20 protein-coding genes are annotated in these 18215 nt (G+C 58.4%); 14 read left to right on the forward strand and 6 right to left on the reverse strand.

The genetic code is table 11. The features are described 5' to 3' along the window. Positions 1–341: 341 nt before the first annotated feature. From MCP_RS02030 to nifU, 13 genes are all read left to right on the forward strand, one after another. Positions 342–746 (forward strand): helix-turn-helix domain-containing protein, encoded by a 405-nt coding sequence (locus MCP_RS02030; protein ID WP_012899149.1) that lies wholly within the window; start codon positions 342–344, stop codon positions 744–746. Then, positions 743–3073: a phosphoenolpyruvate synthase gene (ppsA, locus tag MCP_RS02035; RefSeq protein ID WP_012899150.1), complete on the forward strand. Its 2331-nt coding sequence runs from the start codon at positions 743–745 to the stop codon at positions 3071–3073. The genes MCP_RS02030 and ppsA overlap by 4 nt, the downstream gene beginning before the upstream one ends. 3 nt (positions 3074–3076) lie before the next feature. Next, positions 3077–4210 (forward strand): tyrosine decarboxylase MfnA, encoded by a 1134-nt coding sequence (gene mfnA, locus MCP_RS02040; protein ID WP_012899151.1) that lies wholly within the window; start codon positions 3077–3079, stop codon positions 4208–4210. Positions 4211–4290: 80 nt separating this feature from the next. Continuing rightward, the gene (gene hpt / locus MCP_RS02045; RefSeq protein WP_012899152.1) at positions 4291–4866 is read left to right on the forward strand and encodes a hypoxanthine/guanine phosphoribosyltransferase; all 576 of its coding nucleotides are present in this window, start codon (positions 4291–4293) and stop codon (positions 4864–4866) included. 54 nt (positions 4867–4920) lie between these two features. Then, positions 4921–5841: an ABC transporter substrate-binding protein gene (locus MCP_RS02050; RefSeq protein ID WP_012899153.1), complete on the forward strand. Its 921-nt coding sequence runs from the start codon at positions 4921–4923 to the stop codon at positions 5839–5841. Positions 5842–5922: 81 nt separating this feature from the next. Beyond that, a complete protein-coding gene (locus MCP_RS02055; RefSeq protein WP_128566966.1) occupies positions 5923–6756 on the forward strand; it encodes a methanogenesis marker 8 protein in 834 nt (277 codons plus the stop codon). Between the two features lie 282 nt (positions 6757–7038). Beyond that, positions 7039–8538, forward strand: a complete 1500-nt coding sequence (locus MCP_RS02060; RefSeq protein WP_012899155.1) for a S8 family serine peptidase — start codon at positions 7039–7041, stop codon at positions 8536–8538. 131 nt (positions 8539–8669) lie between these two features. After that, positions 8670–8822, forward strand: a complete 153-nt coding sequence (locus MCP_RS02065) for a YHS domain-containing protein (RefSeq protein WP_012899156.1) — start codon at positions 8670–8672, stop codon at positions 8820–8822. A gap of 86 nt (positions 8823–8908) precedes the next feature. After that, positions 8909–9280 (forward strand): transcriptional regulator, encoded by a 372-nt coding sequence (locus MCP_RS02070; protein WP_012899157.1) that lies wholly within the window; start codon positions 8909–8911, stop codon positions 9278–9280. A 94-nt stretch (positions 9281–9374) separates the two neighbouring features. Then, complete coding sequence (locus MCP_RS02075; RefSeq protein WP_012899158.1) at positions 9375–10040, forward strand: hypothetical protein; 666 nt, start codon at positions 9375–9377, stop codon at positions 10038–10040. Between the two features lie 84 nt (positions 10041–10124). Further along, positions 10125–10634: a threonyl-tRNA synthetase editing domain-containing protein gene (locus tag MCP_RS02080; protein WP_012899159.1), complete on the forward strand. Its 510-nt coding sequence runs from the start codon at positions 10125–10127 to the stop codon at positions 10632–10634. Positions 10635–10674: 40 nt separating this feature from the next. After that, complete coding sequence (gene nifS / locus MCP_RS02085) at positions 10675–11850, forward strand: cysteine desulfurase NifS (protein WP_012899160.1); 1176 nt, start codon at positions 10675–10677, stop codon at positions 11848–11850. Positions 11851–11865: 15 nt separating this feature from the next. Then, positions 11866–12318: a Fe-S cluster assembly scaffold protein NifU gene (nifU, locus tag MCP_RS02090; protein ID WP_128567255.1), complete on the forward strand. Its 453-nt coding sequence runs from the start codon at positions 11866–11868 to the stop codon at positions 12316–12318. A 41-nt stretch (positions 12319–12359) separates the two neighbouring features. Here nifU and MCP_RS02095 read toward each other — a convergent pair whose 3' ends face one another. The 5 genes from MCP_RS02095 to MCP_RS02115 form a co-directional block, all read right to left on the reverse strand. Next, positions 12360–13592 carry a SufB/SufD family protein gene (locus tag MCP_RS02095; protein ID WP_012899162.1) on the reverse strand — a complete coding sequence of 411 codons (1233 nt, stop codon included), beginning with the start codon at positions 13590–13592 and terminating at the stop codon, positions 12360–12362. Beyond that, positions 13577–14326, reverse strand: a complete 750-nt coding sequence (locus MCP_RS02100) for an ABC transporter ATP-binding protein (protein WP_012899163.1) — start codon at positions 14324–14326, stop codon at positions 13577–13579. The genes MCP_RS02095 and MCP_RS02100 overlap by 16 nt, the downstream gene beginning before the upstream one ends. 136 nt (positions 14327–14462) lie before the next feature. Next, on the reverse strand, positions 14463–15653 hold the full coding sequence (locus MCP_RS02105) for an acetylornithine transaminase (protein WP_012899164.1): 1191 nt from the start codon (positions 15651–15653) through the stop codon (positions 14463–14465). Positions 15654–15754: 101 nt separating this feature from the next. After that, positions 15755–16669, reverse strand: coding sequence for a glutamine-hydrolyzing GMP synthase (gene guaA / locus MCP_RS02110; RefSeq protein WP_012899165.1), 915 nt, complete (start codon positions 16667–16669; stop codon positions 15755–15757). Between the two features lie 62 nt (positions 16670–16731). Further along, on the reverse strand, positions 16732–17199 hold the full coding sequence (locus tag MCP_RS02115; protein ID WP_012899166.1) for a flavodoxin family protein: 468 nt from the start codon (positions 17197–17199) through the stop codon (positions 16732–16734). 97 nt (positions 17200–17296) lie between these two features. Here MCP_RS02115 and MCP_RS15575 point away from each other — a divergent pair, with 97 nt between their 5' ends. After that, positions 17297–17542, forward strand: coding sequence for a hypothetical protein (locus MCP_RS15575; protein ID WP_158301429.1), 246 nt, complete (start codon positions 17297–17299; stop codon positions 17540–17542). Positions 17543–17557: 15 nt separating this feature from the next. Here MCP_RS15575 and MCP_RS15255 read toward each other — a convergent pair whose 3' ends face one another. Then, positions 17558–18169, reverse strand: coding sequence for a hypothetical protein (locus MCP_RS15255; protein ID WP_128859891.1), 612 nt, complete (start codon positions 18167–18169; stop codon positions 17558–17560). Positions 18170–18215: the final 46 nt, after the last annotated feature.

An 18215-nucleotide genomic window follows, 5' to 3' on the forward strand; every position in this document is an offset into this window, starting at 1 on the left:
ATCTAAGAGTTTAATGTTCATCTGTGACCTCATGCACCCGAAGCATCTCGCCGCCTATCGTGATGTTTTACAAGGCATGGGGTTATGACCGCGCCTTTCTTCGATAGAAAGTAGCATACGTAAGACCTGTGTAGCAGATCAGTGTGGGTTTGAGGAAGGATGGAACAAGCCCCGGGCTGGTTTGGGCAGTGCCGCCTGTCCAGCCCGGAACCCTAACTAATTTTGATAATGTGACGTGTAACGTCACATAACGGTTATATATATTCGAAGCCTAATTTTGCTCAAATAGAAATGTTACATCACACGTAACATGCTTCTATTCTCACGGAAGGTTTCTATTAATGTATGCGCCGGAATGGATGTTCGATAATGCCAAGATCATCGCGGGCGAGATAGTCAACGCGCAGGACAGGGGCACGATCATCCAGATACACCGGGGAAAGATGGACCTCACACAGGAGGAGCTGAGCCGGATCATGCGGCTGCGGAGAGAGACGATCTCCCGCATAGAGCACGGCAAGGTCACGCCCACGCTCTCGTTCATCCACACCTTCTCGGGCATTGCGACGCTGATGGAAGCCGTTAGATCGTACAGGTCGATGAACCGGGCCGTCGAATACCTCTATTTTATCCGCATCGGGGCCGAGCTCGGGGTGCCCCGGGACTATGTCGTATCCATCGTGGATACGGCCGTCAAGAACTATGACAGGAAACGCAAGAAAGCGATACGATATCTGGAGAGATGATCGTGGCAGCGAAGACTAAATCAGTATCCAAAGAGGCCGTAAGGCCGTCGAACAGGCTGGTCGTATGGTTAGAAGATGTCCGTAATTCTGATATTCCCATCGTTGGCGGCAAGGGCGCCAGCCTGGGCGAGATGATCAACGCCGAGCTCCCGGTACCCCGGGGATTCGTGGTGACGGCGCAGGCGTTCAGGGAGTTCATCGAGGTGACGGGCATCATGGACCGGCTGTTCAAGATGCTCGAGGTCAACGTCGACGACCCGAAGGCGCTCGACAGGGCCTCCGCTGACGCGAAGAAGCTGATAATGGATACGCCGATGCCGAAGAACATCGAGAAGGCGATACGCGATTATTATGCTACCCTATGCAAGCGCGAGGGCGAGGAAGTCTACGTGGCCGCCCGGTCCAGCGCGACCGCCGAGGATCTGCCCGAGGCGAGCTTTGCCGGCCAGCAGGAGACGTTCCTGAACGTCAAGGGCGCGGACGACCTGGTCAGGGATGTCCAGAAGTGCTGGGCGTCGCTCTACGGAGCCAGGGCCATCTATTATCGTGTTGAGCAAAAGTTCCCCCACGAGCAGGTAAGCATCGCCGTCGTGGTGCAGAAGATGGTCGACGCCGAGGAAGCGGGCGTCATGTTCACCAACCACATGACCACGGGCGAGGACGTCACCATCATCGAGGCCGCGTGGGGCCTGGGCGAGTCGGTGGTCTCTGGCGCCGTGTCGCCGGATACCTATCTCGTCGATAACAAGACCTTCGAGATCAGGCAGAAGAAGATCGCCACGAAGCAGACCATGATAACAAGGGACAAGAAGAGCCGGAAGAGCAAGCAGATCGCCGTGCCCGAGGCGAAGAAGAACGTCCAGGTGCTTCCCGACGACGTCATCGTGAAGCTGGCAAAGCTGGGCCAGATCGTGCTGGACCACTATGGCAAGCCCCAGGACATCGAGTGGGCGGTCAAGGACGGCGAATTATACTTACTGCAGTCCAGGCCCATCACGACCATCCAGAAGCGCGAGGCCAAGGAAGGCCTGGCTTCCGGCGAGGTCATCCTGGAGGGCCTGGGAGCATCGCCCGGCGTAGTAAGCGGCACCGTGAAGATCATCCACGGCAGGGACGAGCTGGACAAGGTGCTCGAGGGCGATATCCTGGTCACGAAGATGACCGAGCCCGACATGGTGCCCGCCATGAAGCGCTCCGCGGCCATCGTCACGGACGAGGGCGGCATGACCTGCCACGCGGCCATCGTCTCGAGGGAGCTCGGCACGCCTGCGGTCGTAGGCACGAGAGAGGCCACAAGGCTGCTGAAGGACGGCCAGATGGTCACCGTCGACGGCCAGAAGGGCCACGTGCTGCTCGGCGCCCTGAAGACAACGGAGGAAAAGCCATCCGAGGAAGCTAAAGTGACGGCGGTCGCTGTGGCCACGAAGCCCATCACGGCCACCGAAGTGAAGGTCAACGTGTCCATCCCCGAGGCGGCCGAGAGGGCGAAGGCGACGATGGCGGACGGCGTGGGCTTATTACGGATCGAGCACATGATCCTGGGCCTGAACACCCACCCGCAGGTCTACATCAAGGGCGGCCGCTCGGACGAGTACGTGAACGAGCTCGTAAAGGGCATCCGCACCGTGGCCGACGCCTTCTACCCGAAGCCGGTCTGGGTAAGGACGCTGGACGCCCCGACGGACGAGTTCCGGGCCATGAAGGGCGGCGAGGGCGAGCCGTACGAGCACAACCCGATGCTCGGCATGAGAGGCATCCGCAGAGACCTCCGCGAGACGGAGCACTTCAAGCTGGAGATGGCGGCCTTCAAGAAGCTCTTCGACCTGGGCTATGATAACATCGGCATCATGCTCCCGCTGGTGCAGCACCCCGTCGAGCTTAAGAGGGCGAAGCAGATGATGCTGGAGTGTGGCATCGACATCGAGAAGGTCGACGTCGGCATCATGGTCGAGATACCCGCGTCCGCCCTCATCATCGATGACTTTATTAAGGAGGGCATCGATTTCGTATCGTTCGGCACGAACGACCTGACCCAGTACACGCTGGCCGTGGACCGGAATAACGAGCTGGTCGCCGACCTCTATAACGAGCTGCACCCGGCGGTGCTCAAGCTCATCGAGTACGTGATCGAGCGGTGCAACAAGGCCGGCGTGAAGACGTCCATCTGCGGCCAGGCGGGCAGCAGGCCCGAGGTCGCAAGGCGGCTGGTCGGCATGGGCATCACCAGCATCTCCGCCAACATCGACGCCGTCGAGGCTGTCAGGGAGATGGTCGCCAGGACCGAGCACGAGATCATCCTGGACGCGGCCAGGAAACGAGTGGTGTAAATTTTGAGGGAGCATGGGGTCGACGAAGATACGATAATACGGGAGCTAAAGGGCGCCTGTGCGAGGAACGTCCCGTACGAGCGCGTGCTCAGCTCCATGTGCACGACCCCGCATCCCATCGCCATTAAAGCCCATAAAGAGTTCATCGTCTCTAACCTGGGCGACCCCAGGCTTTTTCCGGGTACGGCCTCGCTCGAGCATGCCTGTATCGGCATGCTGGGCGAGCTTTTGCATTTGCCATCCGCCGTGGGCTATATCACTACCGGGGGCACCGAGAGCAATATTCAGGCCCTTCGTACGGCCCGTCAGTTAAAACACGTCGACCCGGGCAAGGCCAACATCGTGCTGCCCGAGTCCGCACATTATTCGTTTGATAAGGCGGCCCAGATGCTGGGCGTATCCCTCCGGCGCACACCGCTTGACGACGAAATGAAAGCCGACATGGACGCCATGGCCGGCCTCGTCGATAAAAACACCATCGCCCTCGTGGCCGTCGCCGGCACCACGGAGTTCGGGCAGGTCGACCCCATACCGGCCATCAGTAAGCTGGCGCTCGATGAGAACATCTTTTTACACGTCGACGCCGCCTTCGGCGGCTTCGTCATACCGTTCATGAAAGACCCGTCGAAGTACAGGTTCGACTTCGAGCTCCCCGGCGTCATGTCCATCGCCATCGACCCCCACAAGATGGGCATGAGCACGATACCCTCCGGAGGGCTGCTTTACCGGGACGAGCGCCACATGAAGTCGCTTGAGATCAGCGCCCAGTACCTTACTTCCCAGGTCCAGTCGTCCCTTGCCGGCACCCGCACCGGCGCCTCCGCTGCGGCGACCTATGCGGTCATGCGCCACCTGGGGATGGACGGCTACCGCCGGGTCGTGTCAGAGTGCATGGATAACACCATGTTCCTCCGGGACAGCCTGGTCGACATGGACATTGAGCTGGCCCTCGAGCCCATTATGAACATAGTGACGGCGAAGCTGCCCGATGCGCAGTCGACCCGCAAGAAGCTCTGCGACATGGGCTGGTTCGTCTCCACGACGTCGAGGCCCGAAGCGCTCCGCATGGTCGTCATGCCCCACGTCACCAGGGACGTCATCGAGGCGTTCATGGCCGACCTCAAAAAAATATCGTAGCCATCGTCTCAGGGAAATCGTTACCTTTAATACATAGCGAACCAACAGGTGCAAAACGCCAGCCAGGAGGACGTGGTGTGATGCTCAAAAATCTGAGAGAGACAATGAGGACCGCCCCCATCGTGAGGCGGGGCACATACAACTATTTTATTCATCCCATATCGGACGGCGTGCCCGTCGTGAAGCCCGAGCTCCTGAGGGAGGTCATCGCCTGCATGGTGAAGAACGCCGACCTCGACGTCGATAAGATCGTCACCATCGAGGCCATGGGCCTGCCCCTGGGCGCCGCCCTGTCGACCATGACCGACATACCGTTCATCATCATTAGAAAGAGAAAGTACGAGCTTCCCGGGGAGATCGCGGTCCACCAGACGACCGGCTACTCCAGGGGTGAGCTGTACCTGAACGGCATCAACAAGGGCGACCGTGTACTTATTATCGACGACGTCATCAGCACGGGCGGCACGATGAAGGCCGTCATCAAGGCACTGGAGAAGGCCGGCGCCGTCATCAAGGACATCGTCGTCGTCATCGAGAGGGGCGATGGCAAGAAGTCCATCGAGGAGCTGGGCTACGACGTGCAGACGCTCATCAAGATCGACGTGGATGAGAACGGCGTCAAGATACTGGGCTGTATCGATGAGGAGTGCCAGTGACTCTTTTTTTATTTTTCAACATCTATAAAAGCTATTAAGTGTTATTTTTAATAGATGACCTCGCCTTTGAACATCGGCCACCTCTCTACCGTATACCACACGTCCTTCATCCTTGAGGGCACCGACTGGCTCCGGAAGGCCGGCATCGAGGCGAACTGGAGGCTATTCGCCTCCGGCCCCGACATAGTGAAGGCTTTCGAAAACCGGGAGATCGACATGGGCTACATAGGCCTGCCGCCGGTCATCATCGGGGTCGCCAGGGGCATACCGTTCAAGTGCATCGCAGGCGGCCACGTGGAGGGCACAGTCATGCTCGCCCAGAAGCAGTATAAGACCCTGGATGAGCTGGGCGATGTCGGCCTTGTCTTGAAGCAGTTCGAGGGCTCCGCCATCGGCACGCCGCCGAAGGGCTCCATCCACGACGTCATCGCCCGGGACCTTGTGGAGCGCCTGGGCCTGAGCATCGAGGTGAAGAACTACCCATGGGCCGACTTCGTGCTCGACGCCCTGGTGGACGGCGAAATACCGGCAGCGGCGGGCACTCCGCCCCTTGCGGTGGCCGCACGCCGCTTCTCAGGAGCCCGTATCGTGATACCGCCTCACCGGCTCTGGCCGAACAACCCCAGCTATGGCATCGTGGCCAGGGAGGAGCTTTTCGACAGCCCCGGTATTGTCATGAAGTTCCTGGAGATGCACGAGAGGGCCTGTAACTTCATCCGGGAAAAGCCCGCCGAAGCCTCGAAGATCGTGGCCGGGCTCACGGAGATCGTCGACCCCGAGTTCGTGCGGGAAGCCTACCGCATCTCGCCAAAATATTGCAGTGCCCTGTCTCCGGAATACGTGGCCTCCACCATGCGTTTCGTGGACGTGCTCCGCAGGATGGGCTATATCTCCCGGCCCGTACAGGAAGAGGAGATATTCGATTTTCGCTTTATAAGGAAAGCCCATCCGGGCCCCCCGCACTACGATCTGTAGCGGCGGCAAACGCGGGGCCGAAAGTTTATCTGGATTAACATACGTTAATTACCCAGAATTCAAAGCAAACGAGTGATAACTATGGATGAACACGTCATAGAGGGCCTGGGCAAGGCCCGCATAGTCGTCAGGGATGGCAAGGTCGTGGAGGTCGGCGAGCCCATGATCAGCTACTGCCCGATCTTCGACAAGCACAGGGGCATCAAGAAGTTCGACCGCGAGGTCATCGCTAACAACATCGAGTTCAGGATCAAGGATTTCGGCATGTGCACCCCCGACCGGGTGCTGACCATGAAGGACTTCCTCTCGTTCGGTGTCTCCGAGATCATCTGCACTGCCATCCGCCAGAAGAAGGTCGACGCGGCCGTGATGGTGTGCGAGGGCTGCGGCACCCTGGTCGTCACCGACCCGGACATGGTCCAGGGCATCGGCGGCCGTGTCTCAGGCCTCGTCAGCACTACTCCCATACCTGCTCTCATAGAAAAGGTCGGGGCGAAGAACGTCCTCGACCCGAAGACCGCGAAGATCGACCAGGCGGCCGGAGTCAAAAAGGCCATCGCCATGGGCTATAAGAATATCGCCGTCTCCATCATCGACGGCACCATGGCAAAGCAGATGAGGGACATCGAAAAGCAGCACCCCGGCGTGAACGTCTACACGTTCGTAGTCCACGTCACCGCCATGCCGAAGGAGGAGGCCAGGCTGGTCTTCGAGTACGCGGACGTGGCAACGGGCTGTGCCTCGAAGTACATCCGGGAAGAGGGTACGAAGAAGGCGGTCTGCAAGGTCGGCGACTCCGTGCCCATATTCGGCGTTACCCCGCGGGGCCAGGCGCTCATCGAGGAACGCATCAAGTTCATGGGCAAGCCCATCGTCCCGAAGCCCAACGCGCCTCAGCCCGATAAGCTTATTTAAATTTTTAGTTCATCCCCCTGCTTCAGGGGGACATTTTTAATAGCCTGCTTAACAAGGCTCAATTTCGTACTCGATTGACTCTAAAATATCAATTAATAGCTAATTTTACTAATCATTAGCTAATTTCAGTTAAAAATTGAATTACAGTTATAATAGATTCTATTTGTGATTTATATGCCTAATTTGGAAAGTATTTATACTATAGAGTTATGTCTAGGCTTACTAGAGAAGGAGGAGTAAGCAATTAAAAAACGAATATTCCTAGTCGCTGCAGTATGCGTCGTGCTACTGGCCAGCGCATTGTTGGTAAATGCGAGCATACCGCTGACTAAGCCCTCCACGGATCTCAGCAGCGGCACCTATATTGTCGTTTTTAATGACAGCCAGGGCATGGCTGGCGCGCTGAGCGACCAGGTCTCTGCCTTCGCCGTCGAGAATAACGCGACGGTCAAATACAGGTATGACCTCATCAACGGCATGGCCATCGACGTCCCGACCGCCGACGCGGCCGCGAAGCTGAGCACTCTCAAGGGCGTGAAATACGTCGAGAAGAACATCGTATTCCACGTCACGCTCGACACGGGCAGGTCCATCGTCGGCGCCCCGCAGGTCTGGGACCTCGGGTACACCGGCAAGGGCATGAAGGTCGCCGTCGTCGACACCGGCATCGACGGCACCCATCCCGACCTCAAGGGCAGGATCGTCGACTTCAAGGACTACGTTTCAGGCAAGACCACCGCCTACGATGACTTCGGCCACGGCACCCACTGCGCCGGCATCATCGGCGGCAGCGGCGCCGCCTCGAACGGCAAGTACAAGGGCGTTGCCCCCGAAGTCCAGTTCATCGGCGTCAAGGTGCTCGGCAAGGACGGCTCCGGAAGCCTGGACGCCATCATCGCCGGCCTGAACTATGCGGCCAAGAGCGACGCTAAAGTGATCTCGATGTCGCTCGGCTCGGACGAGCACTCGCAGTCCATGGACGACGCCGTTAACAACGCCGTAAAAGCCGGCAAGGTCGTCGTCTGCGCGGCAGGCAACAGCGGCCCTGGCTCGAAGACCATCGGCTGCCCCGCGGATACCCCCTCGGCCCTGACGGTCGGCGCCACCGACAAGAGCGATGCCATCGCTTCGTTCAGCTCCAGGGGCCCCAACAGGGACGGCACCGTCAAGCCCGACGTCAGCGCCCCTGGCAAGGACATCATATCCTGCAGGGCCACGGGCACCAACGACCAGAAGGCCATCGACACCTACTACCTGTCGATGAGCGGCACCTCCATGGCCACCCCCATGGTATCGGGCTCCGTCATTCTGCTGCTGCAGAAGAAGCCGGACCTGACGCCCGCCGAGGTCAAGGACATCATGGAGAAGACCGCGAAGCAGCTCGGCTCCGGCGTCCCGAACAATAACTTCGGCTACGGCAGGATCAGCATCGTCAACGCGATCAACTACCTGGACGGCAAGTATACGCCTCCGACCACCCCGTCGCCGACGCCAACCCCGAGCCCGAGCCCGTCTCCCTCCCCGTCGCCGAACCCCGGCAACCCGGGCAACCCCGGCTACCCTGGCTACCCGTACCCTGGATATCCGTATCCTGGCTACCCGTACCCCGGACAGCCGACCCCGACGCCTACGCCGACGCCCACGCCTGACCCGGGCAACCCCGGCTACCCTGGCTACCCGTACCCTGGATATCCGTATCCTGGCTACCCGTACCCGAGCTACCCCGGCTACCCGTACCCTGGTTACCCTTACCCGGGCTACTACGGCATTAGCGACGAATAAGCACATGATCAGGCCAGCAACGGCCTGATATCCTCTTTTTTTAATAAAAAATCGGCACCTATTGCGGAGCAGTTGCCCTGATAACAGGTCACGCTTATCATTCTTTCCGTCAAAACTCCGGTAAGGTGATAATGATGGTGAAAGACCCCGTATGCCACATGAACGTAAACGAGGAGAAGCCGGGCGCCAAAGAGAACTTCCACGGAAAAACGTACTTCTTCTGCAGCAACAAGTGCAAGGCAACGTTCGACAAGAACAGGGACCGGTTCGCAAAGGAAGAATGAATGGCCATAGCTTCCGCGAGACAGGCGTGACTTAACGCCGTTAAGCTTAAATAAAAACGTAACAATTGTTTAGCACGGGAGTAATGATGAGGCCTCCATGCGAACTTACCGTCTGGTACGTCATACCGACCATCCGCGCCGAGCTCTCGAAGGAGCTGATCAAGCTGGGCCTGTCGCAGAAGGAAGTATCCGAGCGGCTGGGCATCACACAGTCGGCAGTGTCCCAGTATGTCAAGGATAAGCGGGGCAAGGGCGTACCGGTAAACAAGGAAGTCCGGAAGGCCATCAAGGCGCTCGCCCGGGACATCGCCGCGGGCAACGCCGGGAAGGGCGTCATACCGGGCATCTGCGCCGTCTGCGCCATCGTTAAGCAGAGCGGCTCGCTGTGCGACCTCCACCGGCAGGAGGACGCGGACCTCGAGGGCTGCGACATGTGCCTGAACATCTCCGGCGGATAAGCCTCCGCTGTTTCATTCCTTTTTACGTTAAACGTTGCTCTTATTTTTAAACATAATTATAAAAATATAAACGTATTCTTCACCGGGTAAAGGTATGAGGTTGAGGGTAATTGCTATACTGGCGCTGCTTTTAGCGTCGCTGACCGTGCTGAGCGCCGCACAGACGCCAGACTACGGGGGAAAGGCGAAAGTAGTCCTGAAGCTGACGAAGATGCCGGACATGCCGGCGATGCCTCAGAACGAGGCCTCGGGCTCCACGGCGACTTTTGGCCTGGCTACGGCCGATCTGGCCACTCCGGAGGTGCCGCAGGGCACCATGGCCCAGGGCGAGGTGCTCTACTCGGGCGATCCTGCGGTAAAGGCAGGGCAGGCTTACACGCTTTACATTAACTACGACTCCGGCCATGCGCCTGCCGGATTCCTGGCGGGGCTCATCGACAACCTGAAGTCGGGCGCCGTCATAGGCGTTAATGACTATGCCCTGAGCGGGAACATTATTACCGTCACTGTCGGCCCTTCTGACGACTGGAGTAAAAAGATATTCATACTGGACCTGTCGGGCACGGACGGGAGCAAGAACCCCTTCCTGATCGACCTGAGCGGGTTCCGGCAGTTCAGCGCGTTCCCGGCCTTCAACTACACCACGGAGTTAAAGCCGATGTTAAATATGTCCATCCCTGGTATGGGCTTGAATACCAGTTTCCCGGGATTCCAGCAGACGTCCGGCCTTTTCAGCATGTTCAGCCACTTCTTTGGCTGATCTTTTATTAATTTCCCTTGCCGAAGACTTTATTATTCAAGCCCGTTAATTAACAATTGTTAATTATATCATGAAGGTCTTTGCATGAGGATCCTTGCGATACATGCCAGCCACATAAGCTGGAGGGCGACGAAGAAGGCGAAGTTCGCCGAGGAGATCACGAAAAAGGACGGCTCGATGGACGGCTGCGTCGTACTTTTCAGCTGTGTCGAGAAACAGGATGAGGTGGAGCCCGCCAGAGTCGTGGAGGGAGCTACGCGCGAAATCCGGAAGCGCCTCGGCATGTTGAAAGTGAACAAGGTAGTCGTGTTCCCGTTCGCGCACCTCACCAGCGCCCTGGGCAGGCCAGAGATAGCTCTCCAGGTATTGAAAGACCTGGAAAAAAGCCTGGCAGGGCACGGCTACGAGGTGGAGCGCGCTCCATTCGGCTGGTACAAGGAGTATGACCTCAAGAGCACAGGCCACCCGCTCTCGGAGCTTTCCATGAGCATCTGCCCGTACGAAGGCAAGAGCTGCGACGCGTCATGCCCATATTGCTCGCATCCCATCAACATCAGCGAGCTGTCGAAGGTCGCCCCAACGGAAGATATATGATGCTTGTTCCTGAAAACAACAACTGCTAGAAGTGACACTGATGAAGAGGATATACCTGGATAACAGCGCGACGACGAAGGTCAGCCCGGAAGTCCTGGACGCCATGCTGCCCTTTTTTACGGAGAACTACGGCAACCCGTCCAGCCTGCACACGATGGGCCAGGAGGCCAACGTGGCGGTACAGGCCGCCCGGGAGCAGGTGGCTAAGGCCATCGGCGCGGACGCGGGAGAGATCATTTTCACGTCGTGCGGCACCGAGGCCGATAACCTGGCGCTCGTGGGCACGGCCTACGCTAACAGGAAGAAGGGAGACCACATCATTACCTCCAGTGTCGAGCATCCCGCCATCCTGCGGACCTGCGAGTACCTGGAGAAAGAGGGCTTTAAAGTGACCTACCTGCCCGTGGATAATTACGGCATGGTAAGCCCTGCCTCTGTCGAGGCCGCCATCACCCCACAAACTACACTTATCAGCGTCATGGCCGTCAACAACGAAATAGGCACCATCCAGCCAATCAAAGAGATCGGTAATATCGCGAAGGACCACAAGATATACTTCCACACGGATGCCGTGCAGGGAGTCGGGAAGATACCGCTCAACGTTAAAAATGATAACATCGACATGCTCTCGCTGGCCGGCCACAAGATTCATGCGCCCAAGGGCGTTGGCGCCCTGTACGTTAAGAAGGGCACCAGGATACAGGCGCTGATCCACGGCGGCGGCCAGGAGCGGAACATGAAGAGCGGCACGGAGAACGTGCCGGGCATCGTCGGGCTGGGCAAGGCATGCGAGGTCGGCATCCGCGACTTCGATAAGAACGTGGCCCACATGACGAAGCTCAGGAACAAGCTCATGGAAGGCATCCTGAAGATCGACCACGTCCACCTGAACGGCCATCCCACCATACGCTCTCCGAACAACGTGAACGCCAGCTTCAACTTCATCGAGGGCGAATCACTCGTGCTCTTCCTGGACATGGCGGGCATCGAGGCCTCAACGGGCTCCGCCTGCTCGTCTAAGAACCTGAAGGCTTCCCACGTGCTCCTTGCCTGCGGCATGAACCCCGAGGAGGCCCACGGCTCTCTCCGGTTCACGAACAGCGAGCTTAACACGGGGGAGGAGATCGACTACGTGCTCGAGACGCTCCCCGGCATCGTCGACCGCTTGAGGGCGATGTCTCCTTTATATAAGAAGGCAGCAAAAACTGTTACATGAGGATGATGCGCGATGATGTACTCTCCCAAAGTAATGCAGCACTTCTCTAACCCGCAGAACGTCGGCGAGATACCCGACGCCGACGGCGTCGGCGAGGTCGGCAACCCCGTCTGCGGGGACCTGATGACCATATACATAAAAGTCAAGGATAACAAGCTCTCCGACATTAAGTTCAAGACCTTCGGCTGCGCCGCGGCCATCGCCACGAGCAGCATCATAACGACCATGGCGAAGGGAATGACCCTCGAGGACGCGGTGAAGATCAGCCGCAACGACGTGGCGAAGGAGCTCGGCGGCCTGCCTCCCCAGAAGATGCACTGCTCGAACCTGGCCGCGGACGCTTTGAAGCTGGCCATCGAGAACTACCGCCGGAAACTGCAGGGCCTGCCCCCCCGGACGGGCGTCACCGAGGGCGAGGAAGAGCACGCCGAAGACGGCGCCTCGTGCCCGCCGGAAGAGCATAAATAAAAAAGATATTCGAGGGATATTTCCCCTCAGCTTCATTTGTTTTACATCATCGACTGCTCGCCCAGGTCGATCGTCTTCTTGATCTCGGCCTGGAGCTCGGGCGGCAGCCCGTGAATGTCCACGTCCAGGAAACCCCGGACGATGAGCGCCGTCGCGGTGTCCGAGTCCACGCCTCTCGACATGAGGTACTGGATCTCCTCCTCGGCGATCTTGCCGACCGCAGCCTCGTGGCTCAGGTCGACGCCGGGCACGGTCCCCAGCAGCTCGGGCACGGCATAGATGGTACCGTCGCCCGACAGGAGTAATCCCCTGCACTCTAAGTGAGCCTTTATGTCTGGCACGTCGCCCTGAATGAGGCCTCTGGAAGCGATGTACCCGCCCTTGCTGATGGTGCGGGCGATGAGCTCGGCCTTGCAGCCTTTCGCCTTCAGGACGGCCTTCGAGCCCAGGTCGAGATGGGAGCCCTTTGGCGCGTAGACGACCGTGTTGAACCTCGCCACGCCGTTTTCTCCCTGCATGGTGCAGCCCGGGTACATCTGGGCGTCCTTTACGGGCGTCATCGATACGTAGTTACTCAAGAATACGGAATTCTTGCCCATGACCGTGTTCGTTCTGGGACGCACGACCACTTCGGGCGCCCAGTTATGGATCATGGTGTAGGTGAGCTTGGCGTTGTCTTTGATGAAGAACTCCGAGACACCGATGTGCAGTCCCTGGCTGACATGCGTGTCGGTCGTGCAGCCGGTGATGACATGCAGCTCGCTGCCCTCCTCGGCGATGAGGATGTTATGGACGTTCTGGATCATGCCCTCGCGGCCTATGTACATGCACGCCTGGAGCGGGAAGGTCACCTTGGCGCCCGGCAGGGCTCTTATAAAGTAGCCGCCGAACGGGTGGGTGGCGCCGTACGCCGTGAACTTGTCCTGGTCAGGCTGTATGAGCTTGAAGAAGTAGTCCTGGAGCCAGTCGTACTTTTCAAGGGCCGCGTTGATGTCCATGAGCTCGACGCCCTCCATGGACGTGGCCGTATGCACCACGCTCTGGTCGAGCTGGAAGTAGGAGCCGGAGCGCTGCCGCATCGACGCGTCGACGCCCGCATGGAGCGCCCTTTCTTTGACCGACGAGGAAAGCTGGTCAAGGGACGTGATCTTTTCCCTGACCGGGACTGCCTTCTCGTACTTTTCCAGGTCTATGTCGTTGCCGTAGGCGGGCCTCTTGTTCATGGCCGCCTCCGCCTTCTTCTTGATCTCGCTCAGCCTTACCGGTTCAAGCATGATAAACACTCCGAGTAGCCGCGGTGCCTGATATCATCTAATAGCTCGACCGGGTTACCCTGGCAGAGCACGGTGCCCTTCATCATGACGTAGGCCTTATCGGCCTTGACGTAGTCTAAAATGTTACCGAAGTGGGTGATAATCAAGCCGGACTTGGAACGATGTACCGTCTTCTTATCCTTCTGTAGTAATTCGTTGATGGTGTTGCCCACCAGCCCGATATTGACCAGATCGACGCCGCTGTCGGGCTCGTCCAGCAGCACAAGGTCCGGCCTCTGAGCAAGAAGCTGCAGCAGTTCCGACCGCTTGATCTCGCCTCCAGAAAATCCTAAATTTACGTCTCGGGACAGGAAGTTCTCGAGGTTGAGCTTCCTGGCGAGCTCGGCGACATCCTGGTCGGACACCTTCTTGTGGTTAAGCTGCTCCATGCTGACCTTGACCATGTCGTTCAGCTTTACTCCCCGAAGCACGGGCGGGTGCTGGAACAGGATGCCGATGCCCATCTTCGCGCGCTCGTCCATGGGGGCATCGGTGATGTCCTTGCCCTTGAAGGTGATCTTGCCGGACTTTACCTTGTACTTGGGCACCCCGGCCATCGTGAACAGCAGGGAGCTCTTCCCCGACCCGTTGGGGCCGAAGAGAGCGTGCGTCTCCCCTTCCCCGATGAACATGTTCACGTCGTTGAGGATGCGCTTATCGTCGACCTCGACGGTTAAGTGTTCGATGCTTAGCATGAGAGTCACACCGTAAAATGTGGCATTATCTGCCCTTTTATCAACTATGAATATGCAACAATATCTAAAAACATTTTGGCTTAACAATCTTTAAGTGATGGGCGGGATAAAAAAGTAGCCGGCATGTGCCGGCTTTTTATAGTGCCAATTCGCTGACCACGCCGACCACGCGGTCGACCTCTTCCTTCGTGATGACGAAGGGCGGGACGAACCGGATGACCGTGTCGGAGGCGACGTTGATGAGCACGCCCTTCTCCCGGGCCTTGTCCACGAGGGCGTTACCGTCCTTGTTCATCTGGACGCCCACCATCATGCCCACGCCCCTGACGTGGTCGACGAAGTCCTGCTTGCAGCGGATGGACAGCTCCTTCTTGAGGTAATCGCCCATTTCTCGAGAGCGCTCCAGGAGGTGCTCGCCCTCGATGGCCTTGATGGTGGCGAGCGCCGCGGCGCATCCCAGGGCGTTGCCGCCGAACGTGGACGCGTGGTCGCCCTTCCTGAAGGCGCTGGCAATGCCCTCCTGGGCGGCCATGATGCCCATGGGGAAGCCGCCCGCGATGCCCTTGGCGACGCACATGATGTCGGGTTCAACGCCGGAGTGCTCCTTAGCGAACCACTTTCCGGTACGGCCCATGCCCGTCTGCACCTCGTCGAAGATGAGCAGCGTGCCCGCCTTGTCGCAGATCTCCCTGACTTCCGCCAGGTAGTCTTTAGGCGGTATCTGCACGCCTCCCTCGCCCTGTATGGGCTCGAGCACCACAGCCGCTACGTCCCCGTTCAGGGCGCGGCGAATGGCATCCGCGTCCCCGTACGGCACGAATCTGGCGCCCGGCACCAGCGGCTCGAAGGGCTCCCTGTACTTCGACTTGTGCGTGATACTTAACGCTCCCATGGTCCGGCCGTGGAAGCAGTGCTCGGCCGCGATGAACCCCTTCTTCCCGGTCCTCTTCCGGGCGAGCTTCATGGCCGCCTCGATGGACTCGGTGCCCGAGTTGGCGAAGAAGATGCGGTCCATCTTCGTTATCTGCGCGAGGCGCTCGGCCAGCTCCGGCTGGATGTCCGTATAGTAGAGGTTCGAGGTGTGCATGAGCTTCGCCGCCTGTTCCTGGATGGCCGCGACCACCTTCGGGTGGCAGTGGCCCAGGTTGTTGACGGCAATGCCCGCAACGCAGTCGATGTACTCCCTGCCGTTCACGTCCCATACCAGCGCGCCCTTGCCCTTTGTGAGGACGATGGGCTGGCGCCCGTACGTCTGTACGACGTACCGGGCGTCCTTCGCGATGGCCTCCTCCTCGGAGAGCCTTACTTTTGCTTTTGTTTGTGCCATTCTTTCTCACTCTATGTGGTTAGACAGTTTTTATTCTCTAGTTATAAAAAATCATTGTAAAAATATACCATTAAGTTCGGGCCGGTCGTGATACGAGCGGCTTACTCGAACTCAATGGTCGCCGGCGGCTTCGGGGTGATGTCGTAGACGACCCTGGCCACCGACGGTATCTCAGAAGTAATTCTCGAGGAGATCCGGTTGAGCGTTTCCCAGGGCAGCTCCATGTGGTTCGCCGTCATGGCGTCCCGTGATTCGACGGCCCGCACGGCGACGATCCAGCCGTGGCAGCGGTTATCGCCCTTGACGCCGGTGCCTTTTTCGAGCAGCGCCGCCAGGCACTGCCAGGGGTGGAACTGCTGTACCAGCTCTTCTTCAACGATGGCGTTGGCTTCCCTGACGATGGCGACCTTCTCGGGGGTCACTTCGCCGATGACCCTGACGGACAGGCCGGGGCCGGGGAAGGGCATGCGCTCGGATATCTCCAGGGGCAGCCCCAGGGCGCGGGCGACCTCGCGCACCTCGTCCTTGTAGAGGTCGCCGATGGGCTCCACGACGCCCTTGAATTCCATGACGGAGGGCATGCCGCCCACGTTGTGGTGGGACTTGATGCCTCCCTCGGACTCGATGCGGTCCGGGTAGATGGTGCCCTGGATGAGGTAATCGGCGTTTATGTCCCTGGCTACCTGCTCAAAAACGCGGATGAACGTCTCGCCTACCGCCTTGCGCTTCTTCTCGGGGTCGGTGGCGCCCTTTAAAGCATTAAAGAACTGGCCGCTGGCATCCACGATCCTCGGGTTCATAAAGCTAAAAATGTCCCGGATGCGGTCGGTCTCGCCCTTCCGCATGAGCCCGGTGTCCACGTATACGGGCACCAGGCGCTCTCCCAGCGCACGGTGGGCCAGTATGGCGCAGACGCTGCTGTCCACGCCCCCTGACAGCGCGATGAGCGCCCTGCCGTCCTTCACCTTACTCTTGATGTCGGCGACGGCGTCCGTAATGAAAGAATCAACATCCACTCTCGATCATGCTCCGTGTGCGTCAAATTGGGGCATTCACTATTTAAAAGTATCTGCGAGCCTTAGTTAAGCTCGGCGGCAAGCTGTTTGACCTTTTCCGCGTAGTCGCCTGCCCGGGCCTCGTCCTGGGTTACCCATATGGAGTCTATGAACGTCATCTTTTTCTTTTCGAGCGCCGCCATGATCTGGCCGGAGACCCGGTTCTGGCCCGTGCTCCCGTACGTGACGATAATGCCGAACTTCTTGCCCTCGCAGCCCTTCAGCTCGTCGATGTACTGGTTGATGGCGGCGGGGACGCTGTCCGCCCATACGGGTGAGCACACGATGACCGCATCGTAACCCTTCAGGTCCGTGGCACAGGGCTTGATGGGCGTCCGCCTCTTGAATAGTGCGCTCAGGCATTTCATCAGGTAGTTAGCGTCCTTGACGGGCTCTATGCGGGTAAAGTCGGCACCTGTGGCCTCCTTCAGGCTCTCGGCCACCTTGGAGGTATTACCGGTAAATGAATAGCAGGCGATGAGGGTCTTCATCAATTCACCAATATATAAACGTCCTGATAAGCGCTTAAGTATTTTTATGGCGGCCGAAGTTAGCCTTTTATATGGGCGGCGCTTTTTAGGCTGTACGATGAAGCTAAAAATGAGTGACCGCATGCTGCGGCTCGTCAGGCTGCTGTGGCTGCCCGTATTACTTGTCATACTGATCGTGGCCGACTCCTACCTTAAAATATCGGAATCGTCCTATTCGTGGGCTTTTATCGGATTACAGATAGCGCTCTTCCTGGTATACACGTATTTCCTTTTCAAGGACCGGCAGAAGTACGTGGCACCGGCAAATAGAGTGATGAAAGGAAAAAGAAAGACTAAAAAATAAAAAAAGTATGGCGGATTATACCTGGTAGTCCACCAGTTCCATCGTCATCGTTTCTTTGCCGTTCTCAGACTGGGTCATCTTGATGGGCAGGGGCACATTATTGGCGATCCAGTATGTGCTTACTGCGTTGCCATCCGTAACGGTGTATTTCGTGCAGGTGTACTGGCCCTTGGGCACGGTGACGACATCGGGGCCCGCGTTAACCAGCGTTGTCGAGAAGTCATCCGACATCGCATCGCCCAGCGCGCCGCTTCCCTCAGTGCCTGACGCCTGGTCCCTGGGGACCGTCATGTCCATGACCGTCATTCCCTCGGACGTGATCTTCATGCGGACATCGGAGGCCCCGAACTCCCATCTCATGTTCATCGAGGTCGACTGCCCGTCGACGTCTGACGTGATCTTATATTCCAGGACCTTGAGGCTGTTGAAGTCCAGGGTGGGCATGCTCGATGCCGGAGTGGTCGCGCTCGCCGTCGCCGTTGCGCTCGTGGCCGGCGCCTGAGATGCTGCGGGAGTGGCCGTCGCTGCCGGGCTCGTAGTGGTGCATCCGGCGGCCGCCATTGCTGTCAATACAACTAAAATTGCTAATATTACAGAATATTTACTGTTCATCATGTCCCTCCTCATTTTTCGCTCTTCATGCAACGCATGTGGGACACAGATCCCTTGAGCA

The sequence above is a fragment of the Methanocella paludicola SANAE genome, assembly GCF_000011005.1.
Taxonomy (GTDB): domain Archaea; phylum Halobacteriota; class Methanocellia; order Methanocellales; family Methanocellaceae; genus Methanocella; species Methanocella paludicola.